The sequence below is a fragment of the Lentzea tibetensis genome (assembly GCF_007845675.1).
Lineage (GTDB): Bacteria > Actinomycetota > Actinomycetes > Mycobacteriales > Pseudonocardiaceae > Lentzea > Lentzea tibetensis.
In genome coordinates, this window is record NZ_VOBR01000006.1 from 346572 (window position 1) to 369876 (window position 23305).

Here is a 23305-nt window from a genome sequence, read left to right on the forward strand (position 1 = left end):
ACGACCCGACCCTAATTTCGATCACATGACAGAAATCCTCTGACCTGCGATGGAGACGTCATGTCTGACGAGCTGTCCACGTTCGGGTACAAGCAGGAACTACGCAGGACGCTCGGCGGTTTCTCCGCGTTCGCCGCCGGCTTCTCGTTCGTCTCGATCCTCACCACGGTCTTCCAGCTCTTCGCCTTCGGCTACTCGTTCGGCGGCACGCTGCTGTTCTGGACGTGGCCCGTCGTGATCTTCGGCCAGCTGATGGTCGCGCTGAACTTCGCCTCGCTGGCCGCGCGCTTCCCGCTGGCGGGCTCGGTCTACCAGTGGGCGAAGAACCTGAGCAGCGGGTTCGCCGGCTGGCTCGCCGGGTGGACGATGCTGCTCGGCTGCGTCGTCGCGCTCGCGGCGGCCGCGATCGCACTGCAGATCGTGCTGCCCTCGGTGTGGCCGGGCTTCCAGCTCGTCGGCGGCGACCCGTCCGTCATGTCCGCTTCCGGTGCGACGAACGCCGTCGTGCTGGGCACGTTGCTCATCATCGGCACGACGATCGTCAACTCGGCGGGCGTCCGGCTCGTGGCGCGGGTCAACGACATCGGCGTCGCCGCCGAGCTCATCGGTGTCGTCGTGCTCATCGGCGGACTGGTCACCTTCGCCGTGCGCGGGCCGCAGGTCGTGACGCAGAACCCCACCGGCACCACGGGTGCGGGCGTGTTCGCGGCGGCGCTGATGGCCGCGTACGTGCTGTACGGGTTCGACACCGCGTCGTCGGTCGCCGAGGAGACCGTGGACGCGCGGCGCACCGGTCCGCGCGCGATCCTGCGCGCGCTGCTCGTGTCCGGGATCGGCGGCCTGGCCGTGGTGCTGTTCGCGCTGATGGCCGCGCCGTCGCTCACCGACGGAAGGCTTGCGGGCGAAGGACTTCCGTACGTCATCACATCGATCTTCGGCGACACTCTCGGACGGATCTTCCTCGCCGACGTCGCCGTGGCCGTGGTGATCTGCACGCTGACGATCCAGACCGCGACCGTGCGGCTGATCTTCTCGATGGCCCGCGACGGCGTGCTCCCCGCGTCGCGTTCGCTCGCGTCCGTCCACCCGCGGACCGGCACGCCGGTGGTCGCCACGGTGCTGGCAGGCGTGGTCGCGATCGGGCTGCTGGTGCTGAACCTGGGCAACGCGCAGCTGTTCGCGTCGCTCACCGCGACCTCGGTCGTGCTCGTCTACCTCGCCTACCTGCTGGTGACGCTGCCTCTGCTGCGCGAACGCCTGCGCGTCGGCTCCGGCCGCTGGATGCTCGTCGCCAACGCGCTGGCCGTGGCGTACGGGATCGCGATGATCGTCAACATCGCGTGGCCGCGTCCCGAGGTCTACAAGCCCGCGTTCTTCCCCGTCCTGTTCGTCGCCGCCGTCATCGTCGTCGGCAGGGTCGTGTGGCGTCCTGCCCGTCAGCTGGAGGTGCAGCCCGCATGAACACGTCGACCACGTACGGCGCGCGTGACCACGCTCGTGCGCAGGAACAGGAGGTCGAACGGCCGGACGCGCCCGGCGCGTTCTGGGCGGAACGCGTGCAGCCGGACGGGTACGCGCACCGCGTGGTGGCGCGCGGCACGGTGCTGCGGATGGACGACGTGACCGGTGACGCGTGTGCGCACGTGCTGCTGCACCACGCCGACCAGCCGTGGGAACGGCTCAACGTGGCGGACACCGTGAAGGTGCAGTGGAACGCGTACCTCGGTGCCGGGGTGCTGCTGCTGTCCGACCAGGGGCGGGTGCTGGCGTCGATCACCGAGTCGTCCGGCGCGCACGACGCGCTGTGCGGCACGTCGCCGCAGGGGCGGTCGCTGTTCACGCTCGCCGCGGCCAAGCACGGGCTGACGCCGCGCGACCTGCCGCCGAGCCTGTCGTTCTTCCAGGGCGTGCACGTGATGCCGGACGGGAAGCTCGACTTCACCGGTGCGTCCGGGCCGGGTTCGGTGACGCTGCGGGCCGAGCTCCCGCTGATCGTGCTGATCGCGAACACCGCGCACCCGCTGGGCTCCACGTGCTCCGCACTGGACGTGGCGGCGTGGCGTGGCGAACCGACCGCACCATCCGATCCACTGTGGACAGCCACTCCGGAAGGCCGCAGGGCGTTCGAGAACACTGCCGACTACTTGACCGCGCGGGGGTTGTCATGACTGTCGTTCCCGCCCGCGCGCCGTGGTCCGGCGTGATCGCACGCGGCCAGACGCTCACGATCATCGACAGCGGTGGCAACCAGGCCGTCGACTTCCTCGTCTACGACGCGGCCGACACGTCCGTGCGGTACAGCGCACCGGACACGATCGTCATGCAGGGCAACATCTTCCTGACCTCCGGCAGCGTCCTGTACTCCGGCGCGCGCACGCCGTTGATGACCGTCGTCGAGGACACCTGCGGCCGGCACGACACGATCGGCGGGGCGTGCAGCAAGGAGTCCAACACGCTGCGGTACGGCCACCACACCCGGCCGCAGCACGCGTGCGTCGAGAACTTCCTGCTGGAAGGCTCGAAGTGGGGCCTCGGCAAGCGCGACCTGGTCAGCAACGTCAACTGGTACATGAACGTGCCGGTCGAGCAGGACGGCACGCTCGGCATCGTCGACGGCATCTCCTCCCCCGGCCTGCGCGTCGGGCTGCGGGCCGAGACCGACGTGCTGGTGCTGATCTCGAACTGCCCGCAGATCAACAACCCGTGCAACGGCTTCGACCCGACGCCGATCGAACTGGTGGTGTCCTGATGTTCGACACGCTGCTGGTGGCGAACCGGGGCGAGATCGCGGTGCGCATCATCCGCACGGCCCGTCTGCTGGGACTGCGAACCGTCGCCGTGTTCTCCGACGCCGACCGGGGTGCGCCGCACGTCCACCTCGCTGACTCGGCCGTGCACCTCGGTCCCGCGCCCGCGCGGGACTCGTACCTGCGGATCGACCGGCTGCTGGAGGCGATGGACTCCTCCGGAGCCGGTGCCGTGCACCCCGGCTACGGCTTTCTGTCGGAGGACGCGGCGTTCGCGCGTGCCGTCGAGGGGGCCGGGCTGGTGTTCGTCGGGCCGTCGCCCGCGCACCTGGAGTTGTTCGGCACCAAGCACACCGCGCGCGCTGCCGCTCTCGCCGCCGGTGTGCCGCTGTTGCCGGGGACCGGGCTGTTGGCTTCCGTCGACGAGGCCCTTGCCGAGGCCGAGCGGATCGGCTACCCGGTGATGCTCAAGGCAACCGACGGTGGCGGCGGGGTCGGGATGCGCCGGTGTGCCGACGCTTCCGCGCTGGCCGAGGCGTGGGAGTCGGTGCGCCGGGTGTCGCGGGCCGGGGTGTACCTGGAGCGGCTGATGGCGGACGCGCGGCACGTCGAGGTGCAGGTGTTCGGTGACGGGCACGGCGACGTGGTCGTTCTGGGCGACCGCGACTGCACCCTGCAGCGGCGCAACCAGAAGGTCGTCGAGGAGTGCCCGGCGCCTGATCTTCCCGTGCGCGCCGAGCTGCACGAGGCCGCGCGGGCGTTGTGCGCGGCGGCGTCGTACCGGAGCGCGGGCACCGTCGAGTTCATCTACGACGGGTCGGTCGCCGCGTTCCTGGAGGTCAACACGCGGCTGCAGGTCGAGCACCCGGTCACCGAGGCGGTGTACGGGGTGGACCTGGTGGAGTGGATGCTGCGCCTCGCGCTGGGCTCCCCGCTTCCCGAGGTGCCCGCTCCGCGCGGGCACGCGGTCGAGGCGCGGATCTACGCCGAGGACCCCGTGCTCGACCACCGGCCCAGCGCCGGTGTGCTGACCGGGGTGTCGTTCCCGGACGTGCGCGTCGACACGTGGGTGGGGGCGGGCACGGAGGTCACCACGCACTACGACCCGTTGCTGGCCAAGGTGATCGTGTCGGGCGCCGATCGTGCCGCCGCGTGGGAGGCGCTCGGCGACGCGTTGAAGGCGACCCGGATCGACGGGATCGCCACCAATCTCGGTCAGCTGCGCGCTGTCGCACCTGGTTCCCGCGTCCTGCCTCCCGATCCGTCGCCGCGGATCGACGTGCTGCGCGCCGGCACGATGACGACCGTGCAGGACTGGCCGGGGCGCACCGGGTACTGGCACGTGGGCGTGCCCCCGAGCGGGCCGATGGACGACCGGTCGTTCCGGCTGGGCAACCAGATCGTCGGCAACCCCGAGGGCGCACCGGGCCTGGAGTGCACGGTGGACGGGCCTTCCTTGCGGTTCTCCACGGCCGCAACCGTTTGCGTGGCTGGTGCACCCGCGCCGGTTCTGCTGGACGACGTCCCGGTGCCGCAGTGGGAGGCCGTTGAGGTGCCCGCTGGTTCCGTGCTGTCGATCGGTGCGGCCACCGCCGGACTCCGGACGTACGTGCTGATCGCGGGCGGGCTGGACGTGCCGGACTACCTGGGTAGCGCGGCGACGTTCACGCTCGGCGGGTTCGGTGGTCACGGCGGCCGTGCGCTGCGCGGGGGTGACGTGCTGCGGCCGGGTTCCGCGTCTGGCGTGCCCTCGACGGTTCTGGAGGTGCCGGAGTTCCCTTCTTCCTGGGAGATCGGCGCGGTCGAGGGGCCGCACGCGGCGCCGGAGTTCTTCACGGTGGAGGACGTGGAGGAGTTCTACGCGGCCGAGTGGCAGGTGCACTTCAACTCGGCGCGCACCGGGGTGCGACTGGTCGGACCACGGCCTTCGTGGGCGCGATCGGACGGCGGCGAGGCGGGGCTGCACCCGTCGAACATCCACGACACGCCCTACTCCGTCGGCGCGGTCGACTACACCGGTGACCTGCCGATCCTGCTCGGGCCGGACGGGCCGAGCCTCGGCGGGTTCGTGTGCCCGGCGACCGTGCACACGGCGGAACGCTGGAAGCTCGGCCAGTTGCGGCCCGGTGACACCGTGCGGTTCAAGCCGGTGACCACCGCGCTGCGGGATCGGCGGGCACACGTCGACGGCGGGGTGCTGGACCGGTTCGACGACGTGACGTTCCGCCGCAGCGGCGACGACAACCTGCTGGTCGAGTTCGGGCCGATGCAGCTGGACCTGGCGCTGCGGATGCGGGTGCACGCGCTGGCGTCCGAGCTGACCTCGCTGGGGATCACCGGGCTCACGCCGGGCATCCGGTCGTTGCAGATCCAGGCCCCGCCGGAGGAGGTGCTGGACGTGGTGCGCTCGGCGGCCGCGGCGCTGCCGGACGACCCGGTCGTGCCGAGCCGGACCGTGCACCTGCCGCTGTCCTGGGACGATCCGGCGACGCGCGAGGCGATCGAGCGCTACATGGCGGGCGTGCGCGACGACGCGCCGTGGTGCCCGTGGAACATCGAGTTCATCCGCCGGGTCAACGGACTGTCCAGTGTGGACGACGTGTACCGCACGGTGTTCGACGCCGAGTACCTGGTGCTGGGCCTGGGCGACGTGTACCTGGGCGCGCCGGTCGCGACGCCGCTCGACCCCCGGCACCGCCTGGTGACGACGAAGTACAACCCGGCGCGCACCTGGACCGCGGAGAACTCCGTCGGCATCGGCGGCGCGTACCTGTGCGTCTACGGCATGGAGGGGCCGGGCGGCTACCAGTTCGTCGGGCGCACGACCCAGGTGTGGCACAGTTGGCGTTCCGGCGACCCGTGGCTGCTGCGCTTCTTCGACCGGATCCGCTGGTACCCCGTCTCGGCGGAGGAACTGCTCGACCTGCGCGCGGACTCGGCGGCCGGGCGGTGGGAGTTCGCGTCCGAACCGGGCGAGTTCCGCCTGTCGTCCTACCAGCGGTTCCTGGACTCCAATGCGGAGAGCATCGCCGCGTTCCGCGCGCGTCAGGCGGCGGCGTTCTCGGCCGAGCGGGCGGCGTGGGAGGCAGCGGGCGAGTTCGATCCGCGGCCGGATCCCGGTCTGTCCACTGTGGAACGCAAACCCGTGCTGCCGGGAGATGTCGTCGAGGCGCCGTTCCTCGCTACCGTGTGGCGGGTCGACGTGCGGCCGGGCGACGTCGTGCGAGCCGGTGATCCGCTGCTGGCGCTGGAGGCGATGAAGGCGGAGTCGGTGGTGCCCGCTCCGCGCGACGGTGAGGTGGTCGAGGTGCTGGCGGGACCGGGTGACCAGGTCGGTCCGGGAACTCCTTTGGTGGTGATGGCGTGAACCGGGTGCGGCAGGCGTACGAACGCATTCGTCAGGTGGACCGGCCGGAGATCTGGATCGACCTGCGGCCGGAGTCGGATGTGCTGTCGGAGTTCGCTTCGGCTTCCGGCCCGCTGGCCGGGAAGTTGCTGGCGGTCAAGGGGAACATCGACGTCGCCGGGCTGCCGACGACGGCAGGATGCCCTGACTACGCGTACCAGCCCTCCGCTGACGCGCCGGTGGTGGCGCGGTTGCGTGCGCTGGGTGCCGTGGTGCTGGGCACGACGAACATGGACCAGTTCGCGACCGGGTTGGTCGGCACGCGATCGCCGTACGGGGCCGTGCGGTGCGCGGTGGATCCTTCGCGGGTGTCCGGCGGGTCGAGTGCCGGTTCCGCGGTGGCGGTCGCTCTGGGAATCGCCGACCTGGCGCTGGGAACGGACACCGCCGGGTCCGGGCGCGTGCCCGCGGCGTTCAACGGCATCGTGGGGCTGAAGCCGACTCGGGGCCTGTTGTCGATCTCGGGTGTGGTGCCCGCCTGTCGGTCCATCGACTGCGTGAGCATCTTCGCGCGTACGGCGCCGGAGGCTTCGTTCGCGTTGAGCTGCTTGACTTCTGAGCCGCTCGGCGGTCCGCCCGCGCTGCCTTACCGACTCGGTGTGCCTGTCGAGCTGGGTCCGCTGGCGCCTGGTTGGGACGCTGCCTTCTCGGCCGCTTCGCACCGGTTCGCCGGCGCTTCGCTCGTGCCGGTGGACATCTCGCCGTTCCTGGCGGCGGCGCGATTGCTGTACGAGGGCGCGTTCGTGGCCGAGCGGTACTCGGCGGTGGGGTCGTTCATCTCCGCGCACCCCGACTCGGTGGACCCGACCGTCCGGTCGATCATCAGCTCTGCCGCGTCGCTGCCGGCTTGGCAGCTGTTCGACGATTTCGCGGCGTTGGAGAGCTTGAAGCTCGCCGCCGATGAGGTGATGTCGTCGGTCGACGCGTTGTTGCTGCCCACGACCACTTCGCACCCCACGCTGGCCGAGGTGGCGGCCGATCCGGTCGGGGTGAACAGCGGGCTGGGGCGGTTCACGAACTTCGCGAACCTGCTGGACTACGCGGCTCTGGCCATTCCGGCCGGTTCCGTGGACGGGTTGCCGTTCGGGGTGTCGCTGATCGGGCCGGCACACAGCGATCACCGGCTGAGCGCGATCGCTTCGTTCTTCGGTGACACGCGGAAGATCGCTGTCGTCGGTGCGCACCTGTCCGGTCAGCCGCTGAACCACGAGCTGGTCAGCCGGGGTGCGGTCCTGGTTTCCTCGACTAAGACCGCGTCCGCGTATCGTCTGTTCGCCCTGGACACTTCGCCGCCGAAGCCGGGCCTGGTTCGTGCCGGTGACGGCGCCGCGGTCGAAGCCGAGGTGTGGGAGCTGCCGGTGTCCGCGTTCGGTTCGTTCGTGGCGGGTGTGCCTGCCCCCATGGCGATCGGCAAGGTGGAACTGGCCGACGGCACGTGGGTGCCGGGCTTCACGTGCGAGCCCTTTGCCGTTTCAGGTGCGCAGGACATCACGTCGTACGGCGGGTGGCGAGCGTTCCTGTCGTGAACCGCATCCGGGTCGTGAGCACGAGGTCCCCTCGGGGCCCGCGCGCTTTCTCGATCTCGGCGAACGCGGCCGCGCACGCCTCGGGCATGGTCTCTTCGGGGACCGCTTCGAGCAACGCGCGGCCGCCGTGCGTCCACATCCACTCGAGCCACTGCTCCGGATCCTTGAGCCTGCTTTCGAACGCCAGCTCTTCGACTCGGCCTTCGAAGCCGTTGCCGGTCAGCAGTTCCAGGAGGCTCTCCGGTGTGTCGAACACCGGGTTGCGCGGGGGCCGCTCGTACCCGGTGAACTTCGCCATCGCCTCAACGGCCTTGGCGAACCGTTCGTCCTCGGCGGCGAAGCTGTTGAAGACGACCCGGCCACCGGGGCGCAGGATTCGCGCGTAGTTGCGCAGCGCCTTGGCCGGATCGGGGAGGAAGAAGATCACCAGGTTGGCGGTGACGACGTCGAACGAGCGGTCAGGGAAGTCCGGCTCCTCGGCGTCGCCGATGCGGACCGTCGCGTTGGCGGGCGCGTCCTTCTTCGTGAGCTCGACCATCGTCGGCGCCAGGTCGGTGCCGACGACCGTGCGCGCGGTCTTCGCCGCCTCGACGAGCGCCGCACCCCGGCCGCAGCCGACGTCGAGCACGTCGTCGGTGGGCTTCAGGTCGGCCCTGCGGACCAGCTCCTTCGCCATGGGGAGGAAGAAGTCGACGTCGACCTTGTCGTAGGTCTGCGCCGCGCGGTCGAAGACCCCCGTGATGTACGACTTGGCATCCATGGTCTCCATCGTGCCCGGTTCCCCTGGTCGACTCACCTTCGCTTGATCAACGGCCCGTTCACTCGCCGGGCTGGGAATTTCGCGGAACGTTCCGGCCCCGCCGATCGTTGCGCAATTCGGAAGCGCGCGGGGGCAGCGGGGCTCGCCTGTGCCGGGGCCTGTGGACAACTGTGTGCGGGATCCGGCGGGACCGGGTAGGAATGGGACGTGGATCCGGTACGGGCACTCCGTCAGGTCGCCTTCCAGCTCGAACGAGCAGGCGAGCCGACCTACCGCGTGCAGGCGTTCCGCAAGGCGGCGGCGATCGTCGCCGAGCTCGACCCCGACGAGGTGGTCAAGCGCTCCCGCGTCGGCACGCTGACCGACCTGCCCGGCATCGGCAAGTCCACCGCGGGCGTCGTGGCCGACGCACTGGCCAAACGCGAACCCCGCTACCTCGACAAGCTCCGCAAGGTCGAGATCACCGGCGGGGACGAGCTGCGCGCCAAGCTCCGCGGCGACTGCCACACCCATTCCGACTGGTCGGACGGCGGCAGCCCGATCCGCGAGATGGCCGAGGCGGCCCGCGACCTGGGCCACGAGTGGATGGTCCTCACCGACCACTCGCCACGCCTGACCGTCGCGAACGGACTCACCGCCGCCCGCCTCCGCCAGCAGCTCGAGGTCATCGCCGAGCTGAACGTGTCGCTCGCGCCGTTCCTGATCCTCACCGGCATCGAGGTGGACATCCTCGACGACGGCTCACTCGACCAGGACCCGGACCTGCTCGCCCAACTCGACGTCGTGGTGGCGAGCGTGCACTCGAAGCTCCGCATGCCGCGCGCCGAGATGACCGAACGCCTGCTCACCGCGGTCGCCAACCCGCACGTCGACATCCTCGGCCACTGCACCGGACGCCTGGTCGTGGGCAAGGGTCGCCCCGAGTCGGAGTTCGACGCCGCGGCCGTGTTCGACGCCTGCGCCTCGCACGGCACCGCTGTGGAGATCAACTCGCGGCCTGAGCGGCTGGATCCGCCCCGGCGGCTGTTGTCGATGGCCGTTGAGGCCGGGTGCACGTTCGCCATCGACAGCGACGCTCACGCGCCTGGGCAGCTCGACTGGCTGGGGTACGGGTGTGCTCGTGCTGAGGAGTGCGGGGTCGATCCCGGCACGGTGATCAACACTCGGGCTGCTTCGCGGTTGTTGACCGGCTGATCAGGCTGGCTCTGCGTACGCCGCATGGGGCGATCGGGCCGGCCCGGCACGCACCGCACCGGCTGGTCGGGCTGGCTCGCTTGCGCTGCACCGGATGATCAAGCTGCTCGCGCGCACCGCACCGGGGTGATCAAACTGACCTGCGTGCGCCCAACCGGGCCGACCGGGCTGGCCCTCACGCATCCGGTGATCAACACGCGGCCGGCATCGCGGCAGACGTGCGAACGAGGTGGTCGTACCAGGCGACCAACGGCCCAGGCTGCTCAATGGCATGCCGCCAAGCAGCCCGACAGAGCCGCAACACGGGCGTCGCGTCCCACCGAGCGACGAGCGACTCCAGCGAGGACTCGGCAAGAGACCCGAGCGCGTACCGCCGATCGATCCCCGAACACAGCGGCACGACGGTCCCATCCTCCTCCACCACCAACGGGTCAAGCCGAAGGAAGTCATCCGGACGAGTGAGCAGCGCAGTCCGCGACGCGACGTCGAACTGCACCTCGACGGCGTGCTCGGAGGCGATCGACCGCACCTCGACGGCAGCACGGACGAGCTCGACCTCGTCGACGCCGGAGGGGCAGATGCGCACCTTGCGGGCACCATCAGCCACCGCGGCCGCGGCGAGGACGCGCAGCGGGCACGAAGTGGTCAGCTCGATCGACGCGGTCACGCGGTGCGAGGTGTGGGATGCCACGTCACCGGCGTCGACCACCAGTTCGGCCGGCTCGCCGCACGCCGCGAGCCAGCGCGCGGCACGCACTTCCAAGGCACGCACTTCCAAGGCACCAGCGCGCACATCCAGGTCCATGTAAGCAAGGAGCATCCAGGTGACCTGCTGATACACGGATGTCGCCAGATCAGGACCCCGACCATGCGCAGGAGGAACGGTTACGCGGCCGTTCACCGGATGGCCGTCCGAGGATCATCCGGCCGTGCTCACGCGTCCCTACCGTTCCCGGAGCCCTTGTCCGGCAACAGGAAGCGAACAGGCATGTCAGGTCGCAGGGCTCCCCTAGCGGTCCTCGCCGTCACAGTCCTCACGGCGACCGCGCTCACCGTCGTCGCCTCGTCCGACCAGCTCCCGGCCGCGCAGGCCGCCACCTCCACCTTCACCCCGGCCGCGGACACGTTCGTGGACAGTTCGGCGGCCGGCACGAACTACGGCACGTCCGGGCAGATCGGCGTGGACGGGTCGCCCACCAAGCGGGCGTTCCTCAAGTTCGCCGTCTCCGGTACGTCCGGCACGGTGACCAGTGCGAAATTGCGCATCCACACCGATGACGTGTCGGGTGCGCAGAGTCCCAGCGGTGGCGCGTTCCGGGCCACCACCAACACCTCGTGGGCCGAGACCGGGGTCACCTGGAACAGCCAGCCCGCCATCGACGGCGCGTCACTCGGGTCGCTCGGGTCCGTGGCGCGCAACGCCTGGTACGAGGTCGACGTGACGAGCTACGTCACCGGCAACGGCACGTTCAGCATCGCGATCACGTCCACCAGCAGCGACGGCGCGGACTACGACTCCCGGGAGTCCGGTACCACCGCGCCGCAGCTCGTGATCACCAGCGGCACCACGCCGCCGCCCGGCGATCCGGTGCTCGTCGGTGCCGGTGACATCGCGGACTCCGGTTCCGGTGACAGCGCCACGGCGGCGTTGCTCGACAACATCGGCGGCACGGTGTTCACGACCGGCGACAACGTCTACGAGAACGGCACCTCCGGCGAGTTCAACAGCTACTACAACCCGACCTGGGGGCGGCACAAGGCGCGCACCAAGCCGTCGCCCGGCAACCACGACTACAACACCAGCGGCGCCAGCGGCTACTACGGCTACTTCGGCTCGGTCGCCGGACCGTCGGGGCGCGGCTACTACTCCTACGACATCGGCAACTGGCACGTCGTGTCGCTGAACTCCAACATCAGCATGTCGGCGGGCTCGGCGCAGGAGCAGTGGCTGCGCGCGGACCTCGCGGCGAGCACGAAGCCGTGCACGGCGGCGTACTGGCACCACCCGCTGTTCACGTCGGGCGCCAACCACGCGCCGTCGACCGCGACGCGGCCGTTGTTCCAGGCGCTGTACGACAACAACGCCGACCTGGTGTTGTTCGGGCACAACCACCAGTACGAGCGGTTCGCGCCGCAGAACCCCACCGGCGGGCTCGACACGGCACGCGGCATCCGGACGTTCGTCGCGGGCATGGGCGGTGCCAGCCACTACGGCTTCGGCACCATCAAGCCCAACAGCGAGGCGCGCAACAACGACACGCACGGCGTGCTGAAGCTGACGTTGCACAGCAACAGCTTCGACTGGCAGTTCGTGCCGGAGGCGGGCAGGTCGTACACGGACAGCGGCAGCACCAACTGCCACTGACCACCCCATCACCCGCACCCGGCGCGAGCCGGGTGCGGGCTCTCCGGAGGCCAGCGTGTACCTGTCCACAATAGACAAGACGAAACCGGTCGGCGGCTGGAGAGGACTGAGCGGCAACGTCTTCGCGCTCGGTGCGGTCAGCCTCGTCACCGACGTGTCCTCGGAGATGGTGACGTCGATCCTGCCGCTGTACCTCGTCGTCGGGCTCCAGCTCAGCCCGGCCGCGTACGGCCTGATCGACGGCGTCTACACCGGGGCGACCACGCTGCTGCGGCTCGTCGGCGGGTACGTGGCCGACCGGACGAACAGGCGCAAGGCCGTGGCGGGCACCGGGTACGCGATCTCGGCGGTGGCCAAGCTCGGACTGCTCGCGGCGGGCAGTTCCACCGCCGCACTCGGCCTCGTGATCACCGCCGACCGGGCGGGCAAGGGTCTGCGCACGGCGCCGCGCGACGCGCTGATCACGTTGTCCACCCCCGAGAAGGACCTGGGCCGGGCGTTCGGCGTGCACCGGGCGATGGACGGCATCGGCGCGTTCGCCGGGCCACTGGTCGCGCTCGCCGTGCTGGCCGCCGCCGCGCAGTCGTTCGACGCGGTGTTCATGGCCAGCTTCTGCGTCGCCGCGCTCGGCGTGGTGATCCTCGTGCTGTTCGTCCGCGACCACCACGAGCACACGGCCCCCAAGGAGCCCTTGCGGCTCAACGCCATCACACAGCTCCTGCGCGAGAAGCCCGTCCGCGACGTGGTGCTCGCGGCGTCGCTGCTCGGGCTCGCGACGATCGGCGACGGGTTCGTCTACCTCTTGCTGCAGAAGCGCGAGGGCCTGCAGATCGGCTGGTTCCCGCTGCTCGCGGTCGGCACCAGCCTGGTCTACCTGCTGCTCGCCGCACCCGTGGGCGCACTCGCCGACCGGGTCGGCAGGCTGCCTGTGATGCTCGGCGGCTACGTCGCGCTGGCCGCGGTGTACCTGCTGCTCTTCGGACCGGCGGGCGGGTGGACGCTGGTCGTGCTCGTCCTCCTGCTGCACGGCGTCTTCTACGCGGCCACGGACGGCGTGCTCATGGCGCTGGCCGGCCCTCGGCTCCCCGAACGCCTGCGCACCACCGGGATCGCACTGATCCAAAGTGGACAGGCGCTGGCCTACCTCGGCTCGTCCGTGCTCTTCGGCGTGCTGTGGCAGTTCTGGGGACCCGAGGCCGCCACCCGGATCGCCGCGCTGGGCGTCGGGCTCGCCCTCGCCTGCACCGCCTACCTGCTGGGACGCCGATCATGACGACACGCACCCGCCTCGCGATCACCGCACTCGCCGCGATCCTGCTGGCCGCCGTCGCGGTCGGGTACACCAAGCTCTCCGCCGCACCGGAGAGCAACGTCGCCGCGGGCGGTGTGATCGGGCCGCGGCTGCAGGTGCTGAGCAACGGCAGGCTGTCCACGGTGTCGCGCACCGACCCCTGCGGGCCGCGGGAGGTGAGCGAGCAGCTCTGCGACCGCGCGTACGCGGCGGCGGGCACGGTCGCGTGCCTGCGTCCCGTCGGGGCGCTGAAGTCCGGTGAGCTTGCCGTGCTCGACGCAGAGCTGCACGAGCAGCGCACCGTGCCGCTGACCGGGTTCCCCAACCGCGCCCGCGTGTCCGCGAGCGGGCGGATGGTGGCGTGGACGCTGTTCGTCGACGGGCACTCCTACGCCGCCAACGGTTTCTCCACCAGCACCGGCATTCTCGACACGCGCACCGGCGCACTCGTCACGTCACTCGAGGAGTTCGTCCCGGACCGGGCCGCGGACACGAACTTCTGGGGCGTCACGTTCGCCGCGGACGACAACCGCTTCTACGCCACCATGTCCACCGGCGGCCACCGCTACCTGGTCGAGGGCGACTTCGCCGCGCGCAGCGTGAAACCGGTGCAGGACAACGTCGAGTGCCCGTCGCTGTCGCCGGACGGCACCCGCATCGCCTACAAGGCCGCGATCGACGGCGACCCGCAGCGCGGCTGGCGGCTGTCCGTGCTCGACCTCGCGACGAAGCGGATCACGCCGCTCGCCGAGACCCGCAGCGTCGACGACCAGCCGGCGTGGCTGGACGACCACGACGTCGCGTACGGCATCCAGCGCGGAGACGGGGTCAACGACGTCTGGACCGTGCCCGCGGACGGCACCGGCAGCGCGCGGGTGCTGGTGCCCGAGGCGAACTCCCCCGCACCACTGGGCTAGCCGGGCAACGGCTTCATCCGGTCGGGCATGTGCGCCCGCAGGCAGTCCAGCAGGACGGCCACCTCGGCCGCGTCGAGCAGCACCTCGGTCTGGCCACAGGCGAGCGTGGCCTCGCCGGTGCCGGCCTCCGGCTGGTAGCGCAGTGACACCTCCGGGACAGCGCAGGCATGCGAGTCCCTGATGGCCTCGATCAACTGACCCGCGCGGGGATAGGGCAACCGCGCGCTCCACTGGCGCGCCGCGACCGGCCTGACCAGCAGGCGCAGGCCTCCGGACGCACGGCGAACATCAACCACATGCACAACAGGTCAATGTACCCTTCGATGCCAAACAACAGGCCGCTCGTTAATCCATTCGAGTAGTGCATAGGGCCTTCACCTGCGATTCCAAGCGGAATAGCGTGGCGAGGAGGTGTACCGAATGATCCGAGCGATCCTCATTTCCGCCGCCACGGTCGCCGCACTCATCGTCCCCAGCGCACCTGCCGGAGCCGCCGTCGATGTGCTGACCTGCGTCTCGTCGACCGATGTGACGTACACGCCCGGTCTGCTGCTCACCCCGCAGGAGGTGAAGGTCGAGGTCGACGGGAAGTTCCTCACGTGCGTCGACCTCAGCGGTCAGTCGATCACCGGCGGCACGTACGGGGCGAAGCTCAAAGCGACCCGATCGTGCCTGGACCTGCTGGCGTCCACCACCGGGACGTTCACCGTGCACTGGAACAACAACAGCTCCAGCACGATCAACTTCTCCCGCACGACGACCGTGACCGGGGCCGCCATCGTCACCACCGAGGTGGGCGCCGTCGTGTCGGGCGCGTTCACCGGGCACAGCACGGTGTTCGTGACCACCGGCCCCAACCTGCTGACGCAGTGCCTCGCACCGCCGGGGCTGACCACCTTCCACACCAACGGAGACCTGACCGTCGTCTGAGACCATGAGGGAACCCTTCACGGCGCAGACCGCCGTGAAGGGTCCCCTCATCGCATCTCAGGTCACTGGTAGCAGGGCTTGTCGAACTTGAAGTCCTTCGCGGTCGGACCGGTGAAGAACTCCTCCACCAGCGACACACCGGTGGGCGCCGCGTCGTCCGGCTTGTAGATCAGCGACTGCCGGAACACGTGGTCGTTCGGCGAACCGGTCTGCTTGCCCGCACCCGAGGGCAGCATCCCCTCGTAGTCGACGGAGTCCAGCTGCCGCACCGCGTTCAGCAGGCCGGCCCGCGTCAGGTCCTTGTTGTCCGCGGCCTTCTGCAGAGCGGCCTTCAGCGGGTACGCCCACACCCAACCTGCGGTGTAGCCGTCGTTCGGCGTCACCGACGGCAGCGCCGCGCGCATCGCGGTGTGGCCGACGGACTCGGTGTTCCACGCCTTCCACGGCGCGGACTGCATGTACAGCGCCTTGATCGCCGGTGCGGCGGGCGACTTGAGCAGGCCGGGGTTCCAGGTGGGCGAGGTGCCGATGAACCTGCCGGTGAAGCCGCGCGCCGCCGTCTGGCCGATGATCACGGCCGCGTCGGTCGGGCCGGTCGTGAGGATCACCAGGTCGGGCTTGCCGGACACGATCGCGTCGATCGCGCCGCCCTGGTTGTCCTGGCCGGTCTGGGTCGTGACGTTGGTGAACGTCAGGCCGCGCTTCTCGGCCGCGAGCTTCGTGCCCGCCGCGGCGTCGTCGCCGTAGTCACCGGCCAGGTGCACGGCCATGACGGACTTGACGCCCATCTTGTCCGCCGCGTAGTCGACCGAGTTCATCGACTCGATGCAGTAGTTCGTGCCGGACTCCAGCACCACTTCCTCGTGGCCCCACAGGGAGGTCCACGACGCGGGCACGGACACCATCTGGGTGTTCTCCAGGTCCGGCAGGATCGCGGCGGTCGTCGGCGAGCCCAGCGTCTGGGTCAGCGCCAGGATCTTGCCCTTGATCTCCTGGTAGACCTGGTTGTGGATCTGCGGCAGGTACTTGTTGTCCTTGACGTACGTCGTCACGTCGATCTCGTAGCCGCCGATGCCGCCCTGGTCGTTGACGCGCTTCCAGAACGCCTTCTGCGCGTCCGTGATGGGGACGGCGAGCGTCTTGAACGGGCCCTCGGTCAGGTCCGAGATCGTGCCGAGGTAGATGCAGCCCTTCGACTTGTCGACGGCGCTGGGGCAGGCGTCGGAGGTCACTCCGGCGTCGACCTTGATGCCGCCTTTGCCCTCCGCGGGGGCGGCGCCGTCACCACCGCGGCAGGAAGTGAGAGCCAGCAGCGCGACGAACACCGCTGCCAATCTTGTGGAGGACATGGGCTTTCTCCCTTGCTCAGTACGAGAACGGCCAGGTGCGCCAGTAGTTGCGGACGCGCACCCAGATGCCGAACAACCCACGCGGTTCGACGATCAGGAACACGATCAGCAGCACCCCGTAGAGCACGGCCTCCAGCTGGAAGACCGTGAACGTGCCGGTGGCGTCGCCGCTGATGAACGGCAGCACCGCGGGCAGCTCCCTGGTGATGCGCGGCAACAGCGTGATGAACAGGGCGCCCATGATCGCGCCCGAGATGGTGCCCGCGCCGCCGATGAGCACCATCGCGATGTACTGCACCGACAACAGCAGGCTGAACGAGCCGGGGTCGAAGAACCCGTTCGGCACGAACAGCAACGCGCCCGCGACACCCGCGTAGAACGACGAGATCGCGAACGCCAGCACCTTGTACTTCGTCAGGTCCACGCCGATCACCGACGCGGCCAGGTCGCGGTCGCGCACGGCCGCGAACGCGCGGCCGACCCGCGAGCGCACCAGGTTCCGCGCCAGCACGCCGAAGATCACCAGCAGGACGAACATCACCAGGTACAGCTTCTGCGCGCCGGTGAGGAACGCGCCGTCCTTGTCGAGCCGGACGCCGAGCAGTTCGGGCACCGCCGCCGGCCGCCCGACACCTGGCCCGCCCGTCAGCTCCGTCCACTCCCGGAAGACGTGGTCTCCCAGGAAGACCAGCCCGAGCGTGACGATCGCGAGGTACAGCCCGCGCAGCCGCACGGCCAGCGGCGCGACGATCACGCCCGCCAGCGCGGCGACCAGGCCGCTCGCCAGCACCCACACCGGCAGCGACGTGACACCGAACCCGATCACCCTGCCGTCCGGGTCACCGGACAGCGCCGCACCCGTGTACGCGCCGATGGCGAGGAAGAACGCGTGCCCCAGCGACACCTGGCCCGCGTAGCCCGTCACGATGTTCAGCCCGATCGCGCCGATCGCGGCCACGTACCCGGTCGCGAGCAGCTGCAGCAGGTCATCGGTGATCATGAACGGCAGGAGCAGCGCGACCACCAGCAGCGCACCGGTCGACACGCGCTTGGGCCGCGTGTTCAGGAACGCCATGTCCTGCGCGTACGACGTGTAGAGCTCCGGACGGCCTCTCACAGGCGTTCGACCTCCCTCTTGCCGAACAGCCCGTACGGCCGCACGAGGAGTACCAGCAGCATCAGCGCGTACGGGGCGACCAGCGCGAAGTTCGGCCCGAGCCAGGGCGCCACATCACCTTGGTACGTACCGAAAAGGGACTCGATCACGCCGACCGCGAGACCACCGATCACCGCGCCGCCCAGTGACTCGAGGCCACCCAGGATGATCGCGGGCAGCGCCTTCAGCGCCACGATCCACAGCTGCTGGTCGACGCCGGCGCCGGTCGCGACGAACACACCGGCCAACGCGGCGAGACCGCCCGCGAGCGCCCACGACAGCGCGAACACCGAGCCGACCGAGATGCCCTGCGCCAGCGCGACTTCCTGGTCGTACGAGACCGCCCGCATCGCGAGCCCGACCCGCGAGTACCGGAAGAACGCGAACAGCGCGGCGGTCACCACGGCCGTCGTCGCGAACATGACGAGGTAGCGCTCCTGGACGTCGACCCCGAGGAGCGGCACCGTGTTCAGGCCCCACGGGTCGCCGACCTGCCGCACGTCGAGCCCGATGAACGCGTTCGTGACGACGCGGACCACCACGTCGACGCCGATGGTGATGATCGCGACGACGAACACCGGCTTGCCGACCATCGGGCGCAGCACGGTGCGCTCCACACCGAGCGCGAGGAACGCGATGACGACGGCCGCGAGCGCGACGGCACCGAAGAACCCGGTCGCCGGCGCCAGGTAGCTCACCAGCACCGCGCCCGCGAGCATGAACGCCGGCTGCGCGAAGCTGATCACCTGGGTCGACTTGTAGATGATGACGAAACCCAGTGCCAGCAACGAGTAGATGGACCCGGTACCGAGACCGCGGACGAGCGACTGAACAAACTCATCCACGGGTACCTCCCGCGTACATGTCGTCGACGAGCGCGTCGAACATCTTGTGCAGCGCGGAGCGCTTGACCTTCTGCGTCGCGGTCAGCTCGCCGTCCTCGTGGTCGAGCTCCTTCGGGAACATGCGGAACTTCTTGACCTGCTCGACGTTCGCGAACCGCGCGTTGACGTCGGTGACGATGCCCTGCACGAGCTTCAGCACCTCGGGTTTCTCCGAGAGGTCGCGGTAGGTCGTGTACGGGATGCGCTTCTGCTGCGCCCAGTGCCCGACCGTCTCCAACTCGATGCCGATCAGCGCGGTGAGGTACGCGCGGCCGTCGCCGATCACCACGGCTTCCTTGATGTACGGCGAGGTCTTGAGCGCGTTCTCGATCTCCGAAGGGGCGATGTTCTTGCCGCCCGCGGTGATGATGATGTCCTTCATTCGGTCGGTGATCTTCACGTGCGTGTCGCCGACCCACTCCCCCACGTCGCCGGTGTGCAGCCAGCCGTCCGGCGAGACGACGCGCCTGGTCGCCTCGTCGTCGCGCCAGTAGCCGGCGAACACGCCCGCGTGCCTGGTCTGGATCTCGCCGGTCTCCGGGTCGATCCGCAGCTCCACCGCGTCGTGCGGTTCGCCGACCGTGCCGACCTTCACGCGGCCCGGCCGGTTGGCCGTCGCGATCGCGCTGTTCTCGGTCATGCCGTAGACCTCGTGCATCGGCACGCCGATGCCCATGAAGAACTTCAGCACCTCCGGCGCGATCGGCGCGGCACCGGACGACGCGTAGCGCACGCGGCGCATGCCGATGCGGGTGCGCAGCGCGCGGAAGCAGAAGAGCCAGCCGATCGCGTACCGGACGCGGCTCTTGGACGTGTGCACGCCGCCCGAACGCACGAGCTCGGCGCCGATCGCGTCGGCCTGCTTCAGCCAGAACCGGGTGGTGGTGCGCTTGAGCCAGGACGCGCTGGACACGCCGATCGTGACGCCCGCCAGCACCTTCTCCCAGATGCGCGGCACGCCGAACAGGATCGTCGGCTGCACCTCGCGGAGGTTCGCCTGGACCGTCTCGATCGACTCGGCGAAGTGGACCTGCACGCCGGACGACGCGCTGAACCACGTCGTGAAGATCCGCTCCGCCACGTGGCACAGCGGGAGGTACGACAGTGTCATGTCCTTTTCGGATGGTGGGGGCGAAGTGAACCCACCTCCCTCTACCAGGACGGTGACCGCGAACTCGACGTTCTCGACGGTGAGCATCGCGCCCTTGGGCGGGCCCGTCGTTCCCGACGTGTAGATCAGCGTCATCACGTCGTCCGGCGTCGTCTCCTCCATCCGTGCGGACAGCTCGTCGGGGAACTCGTCGCGGTGCGCGGCTCCCAGGGCGAGGAAGTCGTCCCACCACAACAACTTCGGCTCGTCGTACCGGCCGCGCACGCCGCGCGGTTCGATGTAGACGATGCGTTCCAGGTCCGGCAGCTCGTCGAGCACCGCGAGCACCTTGTCGACCTGCTCCTGGTCCTCGGCGATGAGGATGCGCGCGCCGGAGTGGCCGAGGAGGTACGCGACCTCGGACGCCGGGTTGGTCGGGTAGAGGCCGACCGTGATGGCGCGCGCGGCAACCGTGCCGAGGTCCGCGTACAGCCACTCGCGGCGGTTCTCCGAGTGCACCGCGACCCGGTCGCCCGGCTCGACGCCGAGCGCGAGCATCGCGTGGCCGACGAGCTCGACGTTGGCCCAGTACCGCGCCCAGGTGACCTCCTGCCAGATGCCGAAGTCCTTGGCGCGCAAGGCGGTCCGGTCCGGTGTCGCGGCCGCGCGGTCGCGGACGCGGGTGACGACGGTCGTGGTCATGCCACACCTCCGGCGGTGCGGTGCTGCTCACCCAGGTACGCCCTGATCACGTCCGGGTCCTCCTGGACCTCGCGCGGCGTCCCGGTGCGGATGGGCTTGCCGAAGTCCATCACCATCACCCGGTCCGCGAGGTCCATCACCAGGCCCATGTCGTGCTCCACCATGACCATCGCGACGCCGAGCTCCTCGCGGATGTCGAGCACGAACCGGGCCATGTCCTCGGTCTCCTCGACGTTCATGCCCGCCACCGGTTCGTCGAGCAGCAGCAGGCGCGGCTCCATGGCGAGCGCCCGGCCGAGCTCGACGCGCTTCTGCACGCCGTACGGCAGGAGGCCGACCGGGAACCGGCGCCACTGCTCCAGCTCGAGGAAGTCGATGACGTCCTCGACGGCCGACCGGTTGGCCAGCTCCTCGCGGCGGGCTCGCCCGATCCAGGCGAAAGCCGACAGCGCGCCGTAGCGCATGTGGTTGTGGCGTCCGAGCATCAGGTTGTCCACGACGGTGAGGTGGGAGAACAGCTCGATGTTCTGGAACGTGCGGGCCATGCCCAGCGCGGCGATGCGGTGCGGCCGCATGCCGATGAGGTCCTGGTCGTGGAAGCGCACCGAGCCCTGTTGCGGCCGGTAGACGCCGGACAGCACGTTGAAGATGGACGTCTTGCCCGCGCCGTTCGGGCCGATGATGGCGAACAGCTCGCCAGGTTCCACGGTGAACGAAACACCGTCGACCGCGACGACACCGTCGAAGGCGAGGCGGATGGCGTCGACCTCCAGGACGGGATTCACGACAGCCACCGCTTCCGCCTCTTGTAGTGCTTGACGGTCCGGAACGACTGGGTCGTCGCCTCGCCGCGAAGGCCCAGGTAGAACTCGCGGACGTCCTCGTCGGCGAGCAGTTCGGACGCGGGTTTGTCCATCACGACCTTGCCGGTCTCCAGCACGTAGCCGTGGTCCGCGATCGAGAGCGCCATGCTGGCGTTCTGCTCGACCAGCAGGACGGTGGTGCCCTGGTCGTTGATCTTCACGATCAGGTCCCTGATCTGCTGCACGAGCAGCGGCGCGAGGCCGAGGCTGGGCTCGTCGAGCAGCAGGTAGGACGGGTCGGACATGAGCGCTCGGCCGATCGAGAGCATCTGCTGCTCGCCGCCGGACAGGTAGCCGGCCGACTGTCTTCGCCGCTCGTGCAGCCGGGGGAAGAGCTCGTACATCCGTTCGAGGTTCTCGCGCACCCGCGCGGCCTTGACGTGCCCGCCGACCTTGAGGTTCTCCTCCACGGTCAGCTCGCCGAGGATGCGCCGGCCCTCCAGCGCCTGCTTCACGCCCAGTGCGGCTATCTTCGCAGGTGGAAGCCGGTGGATCGGTTCACCGTCGAGTGTCACCGACCCCTTGGTGACCTTGCCGTCGTGGACGTCGAGCAGGCCCGAGAAGGCGCGCATCAGGGTCGTCTTGCCCGCACCGTTCGCCCCGAGCAGGGCGACGATCTTCCCAGCGGGCACCCGCAGGCTCACGCCGCGGAGCACCAGCATCACGTCGTCGTAGACCACCTCAAGGTTGCTGGCCTCGAGCACCGGCGCCTCCACATCGTTGGGAGGTGATCAGTATGACCTGGATCACAAGCTTGTCGACTACCCAGCGCGATTTCGTGATGTTCAGATGGCAACAGGTTCACTACTTTACGTAACTGTCCATAGTGGATAGAACCGGATGTGTAACGTTCGGGATCACGGGTACTCCTCTGTCTGACGACAACCGATACGAGGAGTTTGTGTGACCACTATTGAAAAGTCGGTAGACGTCGGAGTTCCGGTGAGCACGGCGTACAACCAGTGGACCCAGTTCGAGTCGTTCCCCGCCTTCATGGACGGTGTTGAGCGCATTCAGCAGCTGACGCCCACGACGACCCACTGGACCACCAAGATCGGTGGCGTGCAGCGCGAGTTCGACGCTGAGATCACCGAGCAGCACCCGGACGAGCGCGTCGCGTGGTGCACCACCGATGGTCCGAGGCAGGCGGGCGTCGTGACGTTCCACCGGATCGACAACGACACCACCCGCGTCCACCTGCAGATGGAGTACGAGCCTGAGACGCTGACCGAGAAGGCGGGCGCCGCGCTCGGCGTCGTCGAGCACCGCGTCAACGGTGACCTCAAGCGCTTCAAGGAGTTCATCGAGAGCCGCGGCACCGAGACAGGTGCGTGGCGCGGCGATGTCGAGCCGCCGGCACAGCACTGAGATTGGCGTGGGGTGACGCCTGACCAGCAGCGCGCGTTCGACCAACTCGCGCGCACACCGAACGGCTCGCCGTGCAGGCAGGCGCTGCGCGAGCGGCTGGTGCGCGAGTACCTGCCGCTCGCGCGCCACATCGCCCGCCGGTTCGCCGAACGCGGTGAACCGCTCGAGGACCTGACCCAGGTCGCGGTGGTGGGCCTGCTCAACGCCATCGACCGGTTCGACGTGGGACGGCAGACCGACTTCCTGTCGTTCGCCGTTCCCACGATCACCGGCGAGGTCCGCAGGCACTTCCGCGACCAGTGCTGGGCGGTCCGCGTCCCGCGAAGGCTCAAGGAACTGTGCGACGCGATCGACGGCGCCACCATCGAGCTAGCCCACCGCACCGGGCGGTCTCCGACTCCGACGGAGATCGCCCGGCATCTCTCCATTCCGCTCCGCGAGGTCTACGAGGGCCTGCTCGTGGAGAAGAACACCCGCCCTGCCCCCCTCGACGAGATCGAAGACAACGAGGTCGAAGACCCCGCACTCGAGGGCGTCGAGATCCACGAGGCGCTCCAGCCGATGCTGCGCGGCCTGCCCCGCCGCGAACGCACGATCGTCATGCTCCGCTTCTTCGGCCGCATGACCCAGACCGAGATAGCCCGGCGCGTCGGCATCTCCCAGATGCACGTCTCGCGCCTCATCAACAAGTCACTCGAACAGCTTCGCCGCGACATGTTCGCGGACGAATGAATAAGCACGCGCGCGGGTAGGCCGG

General features: G+C 69.5%; 21 protein-coding genes. 12 read left to right on the forward strand and 9 right to left on the reverse strand.

Translation table 11 applies throughout. From position 1 onward, the window contains the following. The first annotated feature begins 60 nt into the window (after positions 1-60). From FKR81_RS11980 to FKR81_RS12000, 5 genes are read left to right on the forward strand one after another with little or no spacing between them, the layout of a single operon-like run. A complete protein-coding gene (locus tag FKR81_RS11980) occupies positions 61-1461 on the forward strand; it encodes an amino acid permease (RefSeq protein ID WP_146351071.1) in 1401 nt (466 codons plus the stop codon). Further along, positions 1458-2168, forward strand: a complete 711-nt coding sequence (locus FKR81_RS11985; RefSeq protein WP_146351072.1) for an urea amidolyase associated protein UAAP1 — start codon at positions 1458-1460, stop codon at positions 2166-2168. Before FKR81_RS11980 ends, FKR81_RS11985 begins: the two co-directional genes overlap by 4 nt. Then, positions 2165-2749 carry an urea amidolyase associated protein UAAP2 gene (locus FKR81_RS11990; protein WP_146351073.1) on the forward strand — a complete coding sequence of 195 codons (585 nt, stop codon included), beginning with the start codon at positions 2165-2167 and terminating at the stop codon, positions 2747-2749. The genes FKR81_RS11985 and FKR81_RS11990 overlap by 4 nt, the downstream gene beginning before the upstream one ends. After that, positions 2749-6114 (forward strand): 5-oxoprolinase/urea amidolyase family protein, encoded by a 3366-nt coding sequence (locus FKR81_RS11995; protein WP_146351074.1) that lies wholly within the window; start codon positions 2749-2751, stop codon positions 6112-6114. The genes FKR81_RS11990 and FKR81_RS11995 overlap by 1 nt, the downstream gene beginning before the upstream one ends. Further along, positions 6111-7679: an allophanate hydrolase gene (locus FKR81_RS12000; protein ID WP_146351075.1), complete on the forward strand. Its 1569-nt coding sequence runs from the start codon at positions 6111-6113 to the stop codon at positions 7677-7679. The genes FKR81_RS11995 and FKR81_RS12000 overlap by 4 nt, the downstream gene beginning before the upstream one ends. Here FKR81_RS12000 and FKR81_RS12005 read toward each other — a convergent pair. Then, complete coding sequence (locus tag FKR81_RS12005; RefSeq protein ID WP_186762926.1) at positions 7642-8439, reverse strand: class I SAM-dependent methyltransferase; 798 nt, start codon at positions 8437-8439, stop codon at positions 7642-7644. The genes FKR81_RS12000 and FKR81_RS12005 overlap by 38 nt on opposite strands. Before the next feature lie 207 nt (positions 8440-8646). Here FKR81_RS12005 and FKR81_RS12010 point away from each other — a divergent pair, with 207 nt between their 5' ends. Next, a complete protein-coding gene (locus tag FKR81_RS12010; RefSeq protein WP_146351077.1) occupies positions 8647-9633 on the forward strand; it encodes a PHP domain-containing protein in 987 nt (328 codons plus the stop codon). A gap of 190 nt (positions 9634-9823) precedes the next feature. Here the strand turns inward: FKR81_RS12010 and FKR81_RS12015 are convergent, their stop codons facing one another. Next, the gene (locus tag FKR81_RS12015; RefSeq protein ID WP_146351078.1) at positions 9824-10405 is read right to left on the reverse strand and encodes a hypothetical protein; all 582 of its coding nucleotides are present in this window, start codon (positions 10403-10405) and stop codon (positions 9824-9826) included. A gap of 216 nt (positions 10406-10621) precedes the next feature. Here FKR81_RS12015 and FKR81_RS12020 point away from each other — a divergent pair, with 216 nt between their 5' ends. The 3 genes from FKR81_RS12020 to FKR81_RS12030 are packed head-to-tail and all read left to right on the forward strand — an operon-like array spanning position 10622 to position 14206. Beyond that, positions 10622-11998, forward strand: coding sequence for a CBM96 family carbohydrate-binding protein (locus FKR81_RS12020; protein ID WP_146351079.1), 1377 nt, complete (start codon positions 10622-10624; stop codon positions 11996-11998). Between the two features lie 55 nt (positions 11999-12053). Next, a complete protein-coding gene (locus FKR81_RS12025) occupies positions 12054-13271 on the forward strand; it encodes an MFS transporter (RefSeq protein ID WP_146351080.1) in 1218 nt (405 codons plus the stop codon). Then, on the forward strand, positions 13268-14206 hold the full coding sequence (locus tag FKR81_RS12030) for a TolB family protein (RefSeq protein ID WP_146351081.1): 939 nt from the start codon (positions 13268-13270) through the stop codon (positions 14204-14206). Before FKR81_RS12025 ends, FKR81_RS12030 begins: the two co-directional genes overlap by 4 nt. On the opposite strand, the gene FKR81_RS12035 is transcribed toward FKR81_RS12030, so the two are convergent. Next, positions 14203-14508, reverse strand: a complete 306-nt coding sequence (locus FKR81_RS12035; RefSeq protein WP_146351082.1) for a hypothetical protein — start codon at positions 14506-14508, stop codon at positions 14203-14205. The two genes, FKR81_RS12030 and FKR81_RS12035, sit on opposite strands and share 4 nt — an antisense overlap. A 118-nt stretch (positions 14509-14626) precedes the next feature. On the opposite strand from FKR81_RS12035, the gene FKR81_RS12040 reads away from it, so the two are divergent. Beyond that, positions 14627-15136, forward strand: a complete 510-nt coding sequence (locus FKR81_RS12040) for a hypothetical protein (protein ID WP_146351083.1) — start codon at positions 14627-14629, stop codon at positions 15134-15136. A gap of 62 nt (positions 15137-15198) precedes the next feature. Here FKR81_RS12040 and FKR81_RS12045 read toward each other — a convergent pair whose 3' ends face one another. The 6 genes from FKR81_RS12045 to FKR81_RS12070 are packed head-to-tail and all read right to left on the reverse strand — an operon-like array spanning position 15199 to position 21884. Further along, complete coding sequence (locus FKR81_RS12045) at positions 15199-16485, reverse strand: ABC transporter substrate-binding protein (protein WP_146351084.1); 1287 nt, start codon at positions 16483-16485, stop codon at positions 15199-15201. 16 nt (positions 16486-16501) lie between these two features. Next, positions 16502-17602, reverse strand: a complete 1101-nt coding sequence (locus FKR81_RS12050) for a branched-chain amino acid ABC transporter permease (protein WP_146351085.1) — start codon at positions 17600-17602, stop codon at positions 16502-16504. Continuing rightward, a complete protein-coding gene (locus FKR81_RS12055) occupies positions 17599-18486 on the reverse strand; it encodes a branched-chain amino acid ABC transporter permease (protein ID WP_146351086.1) in 888 nt (295 codons plus the stop codon). The genes FKR81_RS12050 and FKR81_RS12055 overlap by 4 nt, the downstream gene beginning before the upstream one ends. Next, positions 18479-20317, reverse strand: coding sequence for an AMP-dependent synthetase/ligase (locus FKR81_RS12060; RefSeq protein ID WP_146351087.1), 1839 nt, complete (start codon positions 20315-20317; stop codon positions 18479-18481). Before FKR81_RS12060 ends, FKR81_RS12055 begins: the two co-directional genes overlap by 8 nt. Next, complete coding sequence (locus FKR81_RS12065) at positions 20314-21102, reverse strand: ABC transporter ATP-binding protein (RefSeq protein WP_222598233.1); 789 nt, start codon at positions 21100-21102, stop codon at positions 20314-20316. Before FKR81_RS12065 ends, FKR81_RS12060 begins: the two co-directional genes overlap by 4 nt. Next, positions 21099-21884, reverse strand: coding sequence for an ABC transporter ATP-binding protein (locus FKR81_RS12070; RefSeq protein ID WP_146351089.1), 786 nt, complete (start codon positions 21882-21884; stop codon positions 21099-21101). The genes FKR81_RS12065 and FKR81_RS12070 overlap by 4 nt, the downstream gene beginning before the upstream one ends. A 199-nt stretch (positions 21885-22083) precedes the next feature. Here FKR81_RS12070 and FKR81_RS12075 point away from each other — a divergent pair, with 199 nt between their 5' ends. Further along, complete coding sequence (locus tag FKR81_RS12075; RefSeq protein ID WP_146351090.1) at positions 22084-22548, forward strand: SRPBCC family protein; 465 nt, start codon at positions 22084-22086, stop codon at positions 22546-22548. Positions 22549-22560: 12 nt separating this feature from the next. Further along, positions 22561-23280 carry a SigB/SigF/SigG family RNA polymerase sigma factor gene (locus tag FKR81_RS12080; protein WP_146351092.1) on the forward strand — a complete coding sequence of 240 codons (720 nt, stop codon included), beginning with the start codon at positions 22561-22563 and terminating at the stop codon, positions 23278-23280. Positions 23281-23305 lie beyond the last annotated feature (25 nt).